Here is a 13,589-nt window from a genome sequence, read left to right as displayed (position 1 = left end):
ATGAGGAAGTTCACTCTGCTATGGCTTGACGCTCGATTAGCAAAGGCCTTCCTTATTGTAGTAGAAAATTGCGAAGATGAGAGTGGTGTCACTCACTCAAGACAGACTGTTAAGCATTGCAGACACTGCAATTTGGACTCTTGGGCAAAGAGAAGGTGCGCCATTCACTGCTTAACGCATCATATAGCATGACTTTACCCGTCGGTGCCGCAGAAAAACTGGATAAAACCTTTATCGCTTCAAGGGCTTGTGTGGCGCCAATGATACCGACGACGGGGGAGAGGATGCCCGCTTCAACGCAGCTTAGTGCTTGTTCGCCAAACAGCGCACTGAGGCAGCGATAGCAAGGCTCGCTTTCACCGTAAGTGAAGACTGCCACTTGTCCTTCTAAGCGAATGGCTGCACCGCTGATCAGTGGTGTTTTAGTGCAGAAACACAGTTGATTGAGTTGGTTTCGTGTTGCGACGTTGTCTGAGCAATCAATAACAATGCTGTGCTGCTCAATGAGCAGTTGCAACGCTTCGTCATCAAGGCGTTTCGCGACCGTTTTAACCACCACATGAGGGTTGAGTTGACGCAGTGCTTTGGCGGCCGACTCGACCTTTAACTTGCCAACGGTGCTGTCATTGTGCAGCACCTGACGTTGCAAGTTGGACAGTTCTACGCGGTCGTCATCAATCAAGGTGAGTGCACCCACACCCGCAGCTGCGAGATACTGAGTGGCTGCACATCCTAAACCGCCAGCGCCAAGCACCAGCACACGGCTTTGCTTTAAGGCTTCTTGACCATCAAAATCAAACTGTCTCAGTATAATTTGACGGTTATATCTGAGCTCTTCTTCCGGAGAGAGAATGTCCACGCTATGCCTATGTTTTAGAAATTACGTTGTAAAAATGATGTCTGTTGAACACGTATTCGAGACGATTAATTGTGTTCTAGTTCAGAACGGCGCTGAATGGTTCGACAGTGACCGTTTCACCCACGTCAATATGTCCGCGATCTTGTTCTAATACCGCGAAACAGTTTGCCACTGATAACGAACTAAACGCGCCCGAACCTTGATTACCGGTCGTCGCGACAACCAACTCGCCTTGCTCATTAATTCGATAAACGGCGCGTTGGTAATCAGTGCGACCAGGCGATTTTCTGAATCGCGTTTCAGCTTTAGCGCTTAAAGTGATGGTCGGTTGCCATTGTGTGTGGCCTGCAAGTTTGGCAAGCAGCGGTTGAACTAACACATGTAAGGTAACGAGCACTGAAACAGGGTTGCCGGGTAGGCCACAGAATAAGGCGTTTTTGACTTTACCAAACGCAAAAGGCTTACCGGGTTTAATGGCAATCTTCCAAAATCCGACGTCACCTTCCTGATCCAAAATGTCTTTGGTGTAGTCTGCTTCGCCCACGCTAACCCCCCCTGAAGTGACAATGACGTCAGCTTCGCTGGCGGCTTTCAAAAAGGCATCACGTAACTGATCTGGACAATCGGGTACGACACCTAGATCAACGGCTTCACAGTGCATTTTTTCGAGCATGGCGCGAATGGTATAGCGATTGCTGTCGTAAATTTCCCCTTTACCGAGCGGTTCGCCAACTTGGCGTAACTCGTCACCGGTAGAAAAGAACGCTACTTTAGGTTTGCGCATGACGGACACGGTGGCAATGCCGAGTGTAGCAAGCATGGGGACTTCACGGGGCGTGAGCAGAGTGCCCTTGGGAATGACGATATCACCAGCTTCAACATCATTACCGATAGGGCGGATATTTTGTTGCGGCTCCGCGGTGTGGGTAAAGGTAATATTGTCGCCATCAACCGTAGTTTGCTCCTGCATAATAACCGCATCAGCACCTTGTGGGACTTCAGCACCGGTCATGATGCGAATGCATGAGCCGATTGGCCATTCGCCTTCAAAAGGGATGCCGGCAAAGGATTTCCCCGCAAGCGGCAGCGTCATGCTGTTGTTAAGGTCGGCGCAGCGAACGGCGTAACCATCCATTGCTGAGTTAGCAAATGGCGGTACATTGATGGGGGAGCGAATGTCTTCAGCCGTAATGCGGTTTTGAGCGTCAACCAGTGACACATTATCGGTTTGTGTTAGTGGCGTCGTGTTTTCCAGAAGAATGTCGATAGCCGTAGAAACTGGCATTAAACCAGGCGTGTCGCAGCAACCCATAATGAACTCTCAGTAGTTTTGAGCGAAACATGCTCAATACGTAGATGAAGGTGGGCATTATCGCAAACTTTGAGTATTGAAACTAATGCCCACACGCATTTCGAGGTGTAATTGTTTTACTATAAACGCTATGCTTCAAAAATCTGAGACAAAATGATCCTTGTCTTTAAAAGACGGGTAATAACTAAGATAACAACATTGCAACGACCCAAGGATTTTCTATGACAGCATTAAGCGATTCAGCCAAACGCGTCCGCGAAGCGCTTATAGCACGCGGCATTGAGACACCAATGCAGTCGGGCACTTCGATGACCGCGGAAGAGAAAAAAGAGCGTATTGAATATCACATGCGTGAAATCTTGTCTGTTATCGATCTCGATCTCGAAGATGACAGTCTGACAGAAACACCAGCGCGCATTGCAAAAATGTACGTTGATGAGGTGTTTTCAGGCTTGGATTACGCGAACTTTCCAAAAATCACAGTGATTGAAAATAAGATGGGCTGTGATGAAATGGTCAGAGTCAAAGACATTACACTCACGAGTACCTGTGAGCATCATCTTGTTACGATTGACGGTAAGTGTACTGTGGCTTATTTGCCAAAGAGTAAAATTATCGGGCTTTCAAAAATTAACCGCATTGTTCGCTTCTTTGCACAGCGTCCTCAAGTTCAAGAGCGTTTGACCCGCCAGATTCTTGTGGCGTTGCAAACCTTGCTGGAAACAGACAATGTTGCCGTGCATATGAATGCCACTCACTACTGCGTGAAAGCTCGCGGAGTGATGGATGCGACTAGCGTGACAACGACAACGGCGTTAGGCGGAATTTTCAAGCAGAATGCAGCCACTCGCGCTGAGTTCTTACACGGCATTCAGTAAGCCGGCCTGATTGACACTGGGCGCGAGTTTAACGCCTGATGTTAAAGCGAAAATTACAAAAAAAGCGCCGAAAGGCGCTTTTTTTTTGGCTGTAAATTACTAGCCGAAAGGTGGTTGATTACTTCAACACAGCAGCGATAGCTTTACACAGCGGGCCCATGTTTGAGCGCGTCATACCAGCAACGCTGATACGGCCAGAACCTACGATGTATACCGCAAATTCTTCTTTCAAGCGAGCAACCTGGTCTTTGGTGAGACCGGAGAACGAGAACATGCCGTTCTGACGTTCGATAAAGCTAAAGTCACGGTCAACGCCTTCTTCTTTCAGCGTGGTCACAAACAGCTCACGCATTGCTTGAATACGAACACGCATATCGGCCACTTCTTGTTCCCATTCAGCACGCAAGGCTGCGTCATTCAAAATTGCTGTTACAACAGCGGCACCATGTGCTGGCGGGTTAGAGTAGATCACGCGCGCAATGCTTTTCACTTGGCTGAATGCAGTTGCTGTTTCGGCGGCAGTTTTACCAACGATGGTGAATGCGCCCACACGTTCGTTGTACAAGCCAAAGTTCTTCGAGAACGAACTTGCAACAAGCAACTCAGTACACGAGTCAGCAAAAATGCGAAGGCCCGCAGCATCTTCTTCAACGCCTGATGCGAAACCTTGGTAAGCAAAGTCGAACATTGGCAGAAGGTTTTTCTCATTACAAAGCGCTGCCAATTGTTGCCATTGTGCTGCATCTGGGTCAATACCCGTTGGGTTGTGACAGCAGCCGTGCAGAAGAACAATATCGCCAGCATTGGCTGTTTTTAGATCGGCCAGCATGGCAGCAAAATCCATGTCTTTGGTTTCAGCGTTGTAGTAGCCATATGACGCCACTTCCAAGCCAGCGGCCGCAAATACGCCATTGTGGTTCGCCCACGTTGGGTTGCTTACCCATACTTTGACATCACCAAGTTGACGTTTGATAAATTCAGCAGCCACACGAAGTGCACCCGTGCCACCCGGCGCTTGAGCCGTTTGAGCACGTTTGTCTGCAATAATGGTTGCATCGTTGCCGAACAGCAGTTTTTGAACAGCAAGACCGTATTCTGGCGTACCTGGAATGCTTAGGTAAGACTTGGTGGTTTCGTTTTCAAGTAGAAACGCTTCGGCTTTCTTTACGGTTGCTAGAACAGGCGTGTTGCCAGCTTCATTCTTGTAAATGCCTACGCCCAAGTTAATTTTCTCGGCGCGAGTATCTGCTTTGAATTCTTCAGTAAGTCCTAGAATAGGGTCGGCGGGAGCTGCGGCAATTTTTTCAAACATCTTCTTCATCCATGGCGTTGTTAAAGGAAACTGTCTTGTTTATACCATTTTGAATAGTGGTAATAAAACGGAAATTTGGTGATTTTCTTGACTTAATTTCCGTTAAGTCCCTTCGTTGCGGCTAACGCCCTATTTCATTGACTTTATTTTGAAGAGGAAAGGGAAGATCACAAGCAGGGAATATGGAACAGACAAAGGTTGCGGCGGTGACGGGGTATGAAAAGAAAATGGAATGATCGCCGTGTTAACTGTGAAATTGGGTGAAACAGATTTTCAAGTTAGTGCAAAGCATTGCGCATCATGATGAAAATAGACAAGAAAAAAGGCCGCCAAAGCGACCTTTTCTATTTTGTTCAAATTGCACCTTGAGGTGAAATTAGAAGTTTGCGCTACGTGGTGTGCGTGGGAATGGAATCACGTCACGGACGTTACCCATGCCTGTCACGTAAGACACCAAACGCTCAAAGCCTAGACCGAAACCAGCGTGTGGTACGGTGCCGTAGCGGCGCAGATCGCGATACCAGCTCATGTGCTCAGGGTCGATGTTCATTGCACGCATACGTGCGTCAAGAACGTCTAAACGCTCTTCACGCTGTGCACCGCCAATGATTTCACCAATGCCAGGTGCAAGAACGTCCATTGCAGCCACCGTCTTACCGTCATCATTCAAGCGCATGTAGAACGCTTTGATGTCTTTCGGGTAGTTCTTCACGATAACAGGTGCTTGGAAGTGCTTCTCAGCAAGGAAACGCTCGTGCTCAGAAGCAAGGTCGATGCCCCATTCAACTGGGTTTTCGAACGTTTGGCCTGATTGAAGCAAGATCTCGATTGCATCGGTGTAATCAACCTGAGCGAAATCAGAATCGACAAACTTCTCAAGACGAGTGATTGCTTCCTTGTCGATGCGTTGAGCAAAGAACTCAAGGTCATCACGACGCTCTTCAAGTACAGCTTTGAACACATACTTCAGCATGTCTTCAGCCAGTTTAGCCACGTCATCCAGATCAGCGAAAGCCACTTCAGGCTCAACCATCCAGAACTCCGCTAGGTGGCGGCTGGTGTTTGAGTTTTCTGCGCGGAATGTTGGGCCGAAGGTGTAAACCTTGCTCAGGGCACAAGCATACGCTTCAGCATTCAACTGACCAGAAACGGTTAGGAAGGTTTCTTTGCCGAAGAAATCTTCGTTGAAATCAACCTTGCCTTCGTCTGTGCGTGGCAGGTTTTCCAGGTCCAGCGTAGACACGCGGAACATTTCACCTGCACCTTCTGCATCAGACGCAGTGATGAGTGGTGCTGAAACCCAGAAGTAACCTTGCTCGTGGTAAAAGCGGTGAATAGCTTGAGCCAGACAGTTACGTACACGTGAAACAGAACCGATCACGTTCGTACGCGGACGCAGGTGAGCCACTTCACGCAAGTACTCAATAGAGTGACGAGTTTTCGCCATTGGATAAGTTTCTGCATCTTCAACCCAACCAACCACTTTGACGTCAGTTGCTTGCAGTTCAAACGCTTGGCCTTGTCCTGGGCTTTCAACAACTTTACCAGTAACTTCGACAGAGCAGCCTGTGGTAAGACGCAGTACATCTTCTTTGTAATTATTCAGCTCATTAGAAACAACTGCCTGAATTGGATCAAAACAAGAGCCGTCATAAATGGCGAGGAAAGAGATACCGGCTTTTGAATCACGACGGGTGCGGATCCAACCACGGACAGTGACTTCTGTGTCTACTGCCGTTTTGCCGCGCAGGACGTCTGCTACAGGCATATAGTTCATAATTTGCATCTAACTCCGTTGAATAATGCCTGAGGAATCGGGTCATCAGGCTAGGATAATTCGAACTTTAGCCGGCAAGTTTACATCTATACCCGAGTGACCTCAAGATGTAGGCTTCATCGCGTCTCATCAATATTGATTTAAGGAAAATAGACGCAAAAACAGGTTTCTATTGACGATTTGTGTCGAAGAAATGTACGAAATGAGGGGAGCTGAATTAATTAAGAGGAGCGCCACGCCCGATACTAAGCATTTTCGAGAATATGCTCGCTGTATCTCAAGTGCGCGGCCCCTTTAAATTCAGATGATTTGCTTACTGTGAGCGAACCAGTAAGCGGTGTCCTGTTAATATTTGCGACCGCCCTCAAGTTGGAACTGGTCGATCAAATGTTCAAGCTCTCCCGCGAGTTGTCGTAAGTTGCTGCTGATACTCTGGGTTTGGTTGGCATTGACGGACGTCTCTTCCGCATGAGTTTGAATCGTCACTACTTGCACGCGTAGCGCGTCTGCCATCTCGGCTTGATGAACCGTATCGACACTGATTTCTTTGGCATTGTTGTTCACGATAAGGATCTCGTCTGCGATTTGCGCCAGTGATTGCGACAATTGTAAAACAGTATCTGCACGCTCAGTGGTTGTTTCACAAGTGCTTTCAATGGCAGTGGCAGAGCGCTCAGCATCCGTAGTCAGTTGCTCAATAATCTGCTGAATATCGCCCGTTGCATCATGTGTGCGACTAGCAAGGCTTCGAACTTCATCTGCGACCACTGCGAACCCTCGTCCTTGCTCACCAGCTCGGGCGGCTTCTATGGCAGCGTTTAATGCCAGCAGGTTGGTTTGTTCTGCTATCGCTCGGATCACTTCAAGAATACTGTTTACGTCCTTACTCTGTTGATTGACGGAAAGGATCTGTTGTCGGACTTGTTCAATTTCACGCACTAGCTGTTGGATTTGTTCGGCGGCAACATTGGCAATCCCAGTTCCTTGCTGGGCGCTCTGTGCTAGACCTTGGCTCAGTTCAGATGCCTCCGTGGTTTTCTCTTCGACAATATGTTGGTGCCGTTGCACTTCATCAATGGCCATCGACATCTCTTGGGTTTCTTGGCGTTGGTTTGCAACGAGGATGTTCGTTTCACTCGACACCTTGGTTAACACCGTGGCTTCGTTTAGCAATGTTGATGCCGTATTTTTCACTTGGTTGAGACTGTCCGAGAAGCTATCGAGCAAGTTATCGCAACTTGCAGCGAGTTGGCCTATTTCATCATGACGGGAAATGGCAAGTCGTTGGCTTAGGTTTTTCTCATCACTACATTGTCGCATGAAGAAGGAAATGCGTTTGAGTGGCGAGACTAGGCTGATACGGATAAAACTAAATGTCAGGGCAAAGCCTACCAAGGTGATGATCGACATAATGACAGCAGTAAATAGCATGTCTTTATTGATAGTTTGATATAAATCGGAAAGGTTATATTCAAGCCGAACGACACCTAATACCGTCCCCTCTGGAACAATGTGACACTGAGTACAGTTAGTGCCGCGATAACTGGTGCTGGCTTTCATGGGAAGGGCGACCACAATGCCAGTGCCATAGTCACGCTCAACGGTCTCTATAATGGTTTCACCCTTGATGGCGCGTTGGTCGAACAGATCTTCAATTGCTTGATCGGGGTTTCCTGGGCCAAAAATGGCGGTGATGCCTTCTGCCCGAATCACGCGTGCGTCTTCAATACCGTTTTGTGCCAACACTTTCTGCTTGAGGGCATCTTTTTGATGAATCGTCCCTGTCAACATCATCATGTTTAAGCTGTCAAAGTAGTTACTGGCTTTATCGAGTGTTTGTTCACCCACAATCTCAGTCACCAGCGCTTTTTGGTGGTGATTTTGATAAGCCAGAGAAACAGCCAGTACAACCGAAAAAATGACCAGCAGGACGATGAGCAATTTGGCAGCAATTGGTAGGCGCATTGTTAAGAATTACATCCGTGTGGTTAAAGTTATCAATAGTTTAGCTTCAGGATTGTGAATAGGTCTTTTCCTTAATGTTATTGTGTGATTGTTGCGACACAATTGTTTTGTTGTTTCTCGCAAACATCATGAAACGAATTGACGATGATTCAATTTGAGCTTGGCGCAAATATTGAGTAGCATCGCCGCGCAAGATACAACTCTCGATCACAGGAACGCACATAATGCACACCGAGCTGTTTAAAGAATTCATGTTTGAAGCCGCCCACCACCTACCTCACGTGCCGGAAGGTCACAAATGTGGTCGTTTGCATGGCCACTCTTTCCTCGTGCGTCTCTATGTTGCAGGTGAAGTGGATCCGTATACGGGCTGGGTGATTGATTTTTCTGAAATTAAGGAAGCCTTTAAGCCTATTTACGACCGTCTGGATCACTATTACTTGAATGACATCGAAGGGTTAGAAAACCCTACTAGTGAAGTGCTGGCGAAATGGATTTGGGATCAGCTTAAACCGTCATTGCCTTGTTTGAGCAAAGTGATGATCAAAGAGACCTGTACAGCAGGTTGTATTTATACGGGTGAGTAATTTTTCATTGCGTGAAAAAAGGGCCTGATGGCCCTTTTTTTATGTTTTGATTTAGCAGGTTAGTCGTCAGCTAGGCAATATCGAGATACTTGTGTGTCTGAATAGACAAGCGCCAGTTGCGGCGAATACAGGTTTCAATGCAAAGTGCTGTTGCTCTTGGCTTTTGGCTGATTGGTTGCAGTGCGACTTCTTTTCCTGCCAAATCAATCCCTGTCAGCAGTGCATCGAGCTTTTCGATGTCTGATTCTGTTCCTACGGGATGCTTGATTTCATTGGCGCGTTCCAGTGCTTCAGTTAACACGGGCAGTTTACCGCGCATGTTAATTTTCGGCGACACTGTTACCCAAGTGTCTGAGCTCGCGTTAACCGCATATGTCCCGCTGGTCTCGATTTGACAGCGGTAACCCGCTGATTCAAGTCGCGTTGTTAGGGGAAATAGATCAAATATGCAAGGCTCACCGCCAGTAATCACAACGTGCTTTGCCGTATAATTCTTCGTCAGATGCGCAAGGATTTCCTCGGAAGAGGCTGATGCCCATGTTGGACTGTCGCCTGTTTTAGCAATGACAGCACCGAAATCTCGTTCATCGTTTGGGAGGGTATCCCATGTTTGGCGTGTATCGCACCAAGGGCAACCCACAGGGCAACCTTGAAGGCGAACAAAGACCGAAGGTACGCCTGTGAACGTGCCTTCTCCTTGAATGGTTTCGAATATTTCGTTGACGTTGTACATACGGCTTTTACAGTCAGAGTTTTGTGAGGGGCGAGATTATGGCAGTTTCGCTTCCAGCTGTCTTGGGGAGAAATAGACAGAAACATAGGTTACAGAATGAAATACCTTTAACTCTTTGATTTTTGGCGTCTGATGCAATTGTCATTGCGATAAATCAAATAGGTCGTGACGTGTATCACGACATCCAACCATGGCGCTTCACAATTACTTCGCAAAGTAAAAAAATTCACTGTTAATGAATTTTAAAGGGAAATTGGGATGATTCTCGCCCAGCCAGGACACATAGATCACATTAAGCGTAACAATGCTGGAGCGGTATATAAGCTGATCGACCAACTTGGGCCTATCTCCCGAATTGAGCTATCTAAACGCAGTCAGTTAGCACCTGCAAGTATCACGAAAATTACGCGTGAGTTAATTGATGCTCACTTAGTCAAAGAAGCCGAGTATGGCGAGCAAGCAAGTCGCGGGCGTCCCGCGATTGGATTGGTGCTTGATAATGAAGGATGGCAATTTCTTTCCATACGCCTTGGGCGTGGCTACCTGACATTGGCCCTGCACGAATTGGGCGGCGAGATTCTGGTTGAAGAGCGCCATGACATTCATGTGCTTGATCAGGATTTGCTGATTGAGCTTATTCAGCAGCACATTAATCAATTCTTCTCAAAACATTCCAACGTTGTCGATCGTGTCACCTCGATTGCGGTTACTTTGCCGGGTCTTGTAAATAGCACCCAAGGCATCGTTATTCAAATGCCCCATTATGATGTTCACAACATGCCATTGGGGGCAGCGATTCACAGAGCTACGGGTTTGCCTGTGTTTATCGGCAATGACACACGGTCATGGGCATTGGCTGAGAAATTGTTTGGCAACGCTCGCGATGTCGACAATGCCGTGCTTATTTCGATTCATCATGGTGTCGGTGCGGGCATTATGATTGACGGAACCGTTTTAGAAGGGCAGGTAGGCAATATTGGCGAGTTGGGCCACATTCAAATCAAGCCGTTTGGTAAGCGCTGTTTTTGTGGCAATAACGGGTGCTTGGAAACGGTGGCAAGCTTACACGCCGTGTTGGAAGACACGCAATTAATGCTTGATCAGGGCCATCCGAGTGTTCTTCAAGATAAACCTCTCACCATTGATAGCATTTGCGATGCAGCGGTGGCAGGCGATGGTGTGGCGGTCAACGTGATCACTGATTTGGGTCATAACCTTGGGCAAGCCATTGCGATTGTGGTGAACCTGTTTAATCCGCAGCGAGTGTTGATTGGTGGTGAATTCAATCGAGCAAAATCTGTGCTCTATCCTGCCATCATGGAAAGAATACTCAATCAGTCACTTCCACATTACTGTGAAAATCTCATGCTAGAAGAGAGTTATTTCTATACGCAAGCAACGATGCCAGGGGCTGCGTTGGTGAAGCGAGCCATGTATGACGGCTACTTACTGATGAAGGTGTTGGAAGGCTAAAGCTGAGATGTGCGAAAATAGACTATAAATACAGAACCATAAGTAGAACTATAAACAGAACTATAAGCAGAAAAGGAGCGTGTGGACGCTCCTTTTTAGTATTAATCACTTTTGTATCGACACGTTTTGTATCAAATACCGTGCGTGTTAAATCCAGCGTTAGAACGGATACCAGATGGTGGCTGTTTCAACGGAGCGTTTGTATATCGCCAGCCCCACCACCACAGCAATCACAGCCAGAGCGAGCCAGTCTTTGTTCGTCAATGGGCGATAGTTGTACCAAGTGCGCGATTTGTTGCGACCAAAACCACGCAATGTCATCGCGTTGGAAATTTCATCAGCACGGTCAAGGCTAGAAAAAATAAGCGGGATCAAAATTTTCGCCACACCTTTAAAGCGCGCCATGAGTGGTGCATTCTTTGAAAAATCCACACCACGTGCTTGTTGGGCATGCATGATATTCACGAAGTCATTTTTCACTTCAGGCAGGTAGCGTAGTGTCAGGCTAACGGCATAGGCAATTTTGTACGGCACGCCAATGCGGTTAAGGCTAGATGCAAACTCTGTTGGGTGAGTCGTAAACACAAACACCAGTGCGATAGGGAACATGCTGAAATATTTCAGTGTCACTGTGACCAAGTAAAAGAGGGTTTCTTGTGTTAGCGAATAGTTACCCGGTAACTTCAATAGTTCAGTCGTTGTGCCTATCCACTCAGCCCCCTGCTGTGGGGCGACCAGAAACATGAATACTGCGTTCATGCTTAGAACACTCAAGGTGCCCAATAACAGCGGTTTATAGACACGGAAAGCCACGTCTGTCATCTTCAGCAATGCCAATCCGATTGCCACCATGCCAACAATGATACGCAGGTCAAAAGTGGTGAGAACAACTGTCACCCACGCCATGAACAAAGCAAACTTGGTGATGCCATTCAGCGCGTGAAGGGGGGATTTCGTATCGATATAGTTGATACCAAACTTCATCTTCGAGGCTTTCATTTGGCGTTGCTCTCTGTTTGAATAAATTGCTGCATAAATCCGTCAATGTCGCGAATACCGACGCGGTCTGCAAGTTGGTAAAGGCTGGTGGTGGCGAGGTTGGCCTGGTCCAGTAACTGCGGTTGGCTGAATACCGATGTCATTGGCGCGTCAGCAATTAACTTGCTGTCAGCAATTACGATAGAACGAGAGGTGTATTCAAGCACCAAATGCATATCGTGAGAGATGATCATTACGGTGATGCCGCGTTCTTTGTTCAAGCGCTGTATGAAAGACAGCATGGTGCTGTAGTTACGGTAATCTTGACCTGCTGTCGGCTCATCTAAGATCAGCAGTTCCGGTTCCATTACCAAAATCGAAGCGATGGTGACGCGTTTTTTCTGACCATAGCTCAATGCATCAACGGGCCAGTGACGGTATTTGCTCAAGCCACAAAGTTCGAGAACATCTAGTGCACGTTTCTCGATTTCCGCTTCACTAAGGCCGAGGTTTCTGAGGCCAAAGGTCACTTCTTCCATGATCATATGGTGAGAAATCATATGATTTGGGTTTTGCATGACCACGCCGACTTTCTTGCTGCGCTCAAAAATGGACAGATCACTGAAATCTTCACCGTCAAAACGAATCATGCCAGCATCTGGTTCGAGTACGCCCATCACTAGCTTGGTAATTGTCGACTTGCCCGATCCGTTTTTACCGAGAACAGAGACGATCTCGCCGCGATTAACGGAAAACGTGACATCTTCAAGCGCGTTCTTCTCGCCATCGTACGAATAGGTCAATCCTTCGATACTCAACAGCGGTGTGGTTTCGGAAGCTGGTGTAGATGGCACATAATCGCCAGCCCATAGCTGCAATTGAGAGGCGAATTTTTCAACAGGCAGCGTAGAGAGATAAGCAGGACTGTCTGTTTCGCTCAATGTGCACCCTGCGTGTTTAAGCGCAGAGAAATACAGAGGTTGGCGAATGCCATGTTGTTCAAGTAATCCAGACATCATCAGCGCATTAGGCGTGGTATCGGCAACGATAGTCCCGTTATCCATCAAGATCACGCGGTCAACCGCATGGGTCAGCACATCTTCGAGTCGATGCTCGATGATGATGATTGTTTTACCGGTATCACGGTGCAATTGATCGATGATTTCAATGGTACGTTTGCCCGTTTTTGGGTCCAGCGCCGCTAGCGGTTCATCAAACAGAAGCACATCGACGTCATCAACCAATATACCCGCCAAAGACACACGCTGTTTTTGACCCCCAGAGAGATCGTGAGGCGCATGATTTAGTAGGGCATCTAAATCCACCATTTTGGCGGTTGCCTTAACCACTGGGTACATGTCAGCTACGGATACGCATTGGTTTTCTAACGCGAAAGCAATATCTTCACCCACGGTTAAGCCGACAAATTGGCTGTCGGTGTCTTGCAATACCGTGCCAACCAACTCGTTGTATTGCGTGAGTTTCATGTCGCGAATTTCAGTGCCATTGAGGCTCAGCGAACCTGAAATTTCGCCTTCAATAGCATGAGGGATCAAGCCATTAATACACTGGCCTAGCGTAGATTTTCCGCTGCCACTTGGCCCGATAATCAGTACTTTCTCGCCTTTTTCGATGCGGAGATTGATGCCTTTCAGCGTCGGGTTTACCAGCGCATCATAACGAAAGCTAACGTTTTTGAATTCAATGGTCATGGT

11 protein-coding genes are annotated in these 13,589 nt (G+C 47.5%); 3 read left to right on the top strand and 8 right to left on the bottom strand.

What is annotated here, in order from left to right:
• Nucleotides 1-109: 109 nt before the first annotated feature.
• Both moeB and moeA read right to left on the bottom strand, forming a co-directional pair.
• Nucleotides 110-859, bottom strand: a complete 750-nt coding sequence (gene moeB, locus AB8599_RS08515) for a molybdopterin-synthase adenylyltransferase MoeB (protein WP_407330475.1) — start codon at nucleotides 857-859, stop codon at nucleotides 110-112.
• A 76-nt stretch (nucleotides 860-935) separates the two neighbouring features.
• Nucleotides 936-2,171 (bottom strand): molybdopterin molybdotransferase MoeA, encoded by a 1,236-nt coding sequence (gene moeA, locus AB8599_RS08510; RefSeq protein WP_407330474.1) that lies wholly within the window; start codon nucleotides 2,169-2,171, stop codon nucleotides 936-938.
• Between the two features lie 221 nt (nucleotides 2,172-2,392).
• Between moeA and folE the strand changes: the two genes are divergently transcribed.
• The gene (gene folE, locus AB8599_RS08505; protein WP_407330473.1) at nucleotides 2,393-3,049 is read left to right on the top strand and encodes a GTP cyclohydrolase I FolE; all 657 of its coding nucleotides are present in this window, start codon (nucleotides 2,393-2,395) and stop codon (nucleotides 3,047-3,049) included.
• Nucleotides 3,050-3,167: 118 nt separating this feature from the next.
• Here folE and AB8599_RS08500 read toward each other — a convergent pair whose 3' ends face one another.
• The 3 genes from AB8599_RS08500 to AB8599_RS08490 all read right to left on the bottom strand — a co-directional run bounded on the left by AB8599_RS08500 (nucleotide 3,168) and on the right by AB8599_RS08490 (nucleotide 8,103).
• A complete protein-coding gene (locus tag AB8599_RS08500) occupies nucleotides 3,168-4,361 on the bottom strand; it encodes an amino acid aminotransferase (protein WP_407330472.1) in 1,194 nt (397 codons plus the stop codon).
• 376 nt (nucleotides 4,362-4,737) lie between these two features.
• A complete protein-coding gene (asnS, locus tag AB8599_RS08495) occupies nucleotides 4,738-6,138 on the bottom strand; it encodes an asparagine--tRNA ligase (protein WP_407333199.1) in 1,401 nt (466 codons plus the stop codon).
• A 345-nt stretch (nucleotides 6,139-6,483) separates the two neighbouring features.
• Nucleotides 6,484-8,103 (bottom strand): methyl-accepting chemotaxis protein, encoded by a 1,620-nt coding sequence (locus tag AB8599_RS08490; protein ID WP_407330471.1) that lies wholly within the window; start codon nucleotides 8,101-8,103, stop codon nucleotides 6,484-6,486.
• 224 nt (nucleotides 8,104-8,327) lie between these two features.
• Between AB8599_RS08490 and queD the strand changes: the two genes are divergently transcribed.
• Nucleotides 8,328-8,690 (top strand): 6-carboxytetrahydropterin synthase QueD, encoded by a 363-nt coding sequence (gene queD / locus AB8599_RS08485; RefSeq protein WP_016959613.1) that lies wholly within the window; start codon nucleotides 8,328-8,330, stop codon nucleotides 8,688-8,690.
• Between the two features lie 70 nt (nucleotides 8,691-8,760).
• Here queD and queE read toward each other — a convergent pair whose 3' ends face one another.
• The gene (gene queE, locus AB8599_RS08480) at nucleotides 8,761-9,423 is read right to left on the bottom strand and encodes a 7-carboxy-7-deazaguanine synthase QueE (protein ID WP_407330470.1); all 663 of its coding nucleotides are present in this window, start codon (nucleotides 9,421-9,423) and stop codon (nucleotides 8,761-8,763) included.
• Nucleotides 9,424-9,681: 258 nt separating this feature from the next.
• Here queE and AB8599_RS08475 point away from each other — a divergent pair, with 258 nt between their 5' ends.
• Nucleotides 9,682-10,896: an ROK family protein gene (locus AB8599_RS08475; RefSeq protein WP_407330469.1), complete on the top strand. Its 1,215-nt coding sequence runs from the start codon at nucleotides 9,682-9,684 to the stop codon at nucleotides 10,894-10,896.
• Between the two features lie 159 nt (nucleotides 10,897-11,055).
• Here the strand turns inward: AB8599_RS08475 and AB8599_RS08470 are convergent, their stop codons facing one another.
• The gene (locus tag AB8599_RS08470; protein WP_407330468.1) at nucleotides 11,056-11,895 is read right to left on the bottom strand and encodes an energy-coupling factor transporter transmembrane component T family protein; all 840 of its coding nucleotides are present in this window, start codon (nucleotides 11,893-11,895) and stop codon (nucleotides 11,056-11,058) included.
• A complete protein-coding gene (locus AB8599_RS08465) occupies nucleotides 11,892-13,586 on the bottom strand; it encodes an ABC transporter ATP-binding protein (RefSeq protein ID WP_407330467.1) in 1,695 nt (564 codons plus the stop codon). Before AB8599_RS08465 ends, AB8599_RS08470 begins: the two co-directional genes overlap by 4 nt.
• Nucleotides 13,587-13,589 lie beyond the last annotated feature (3 nt).

Origin of the sequence: Enterovibrio litoreus, assembly GCF_045679545.1 — a bacterium.
GTDB lineage: Bacteria > Pseudomonadota > Gammaproteobacteria > Enterobacterales > Vibrionaceae > Enterovibrio.
This window is presented reverse-complemented; position numbering and strand designations above follow the sequence as displayed.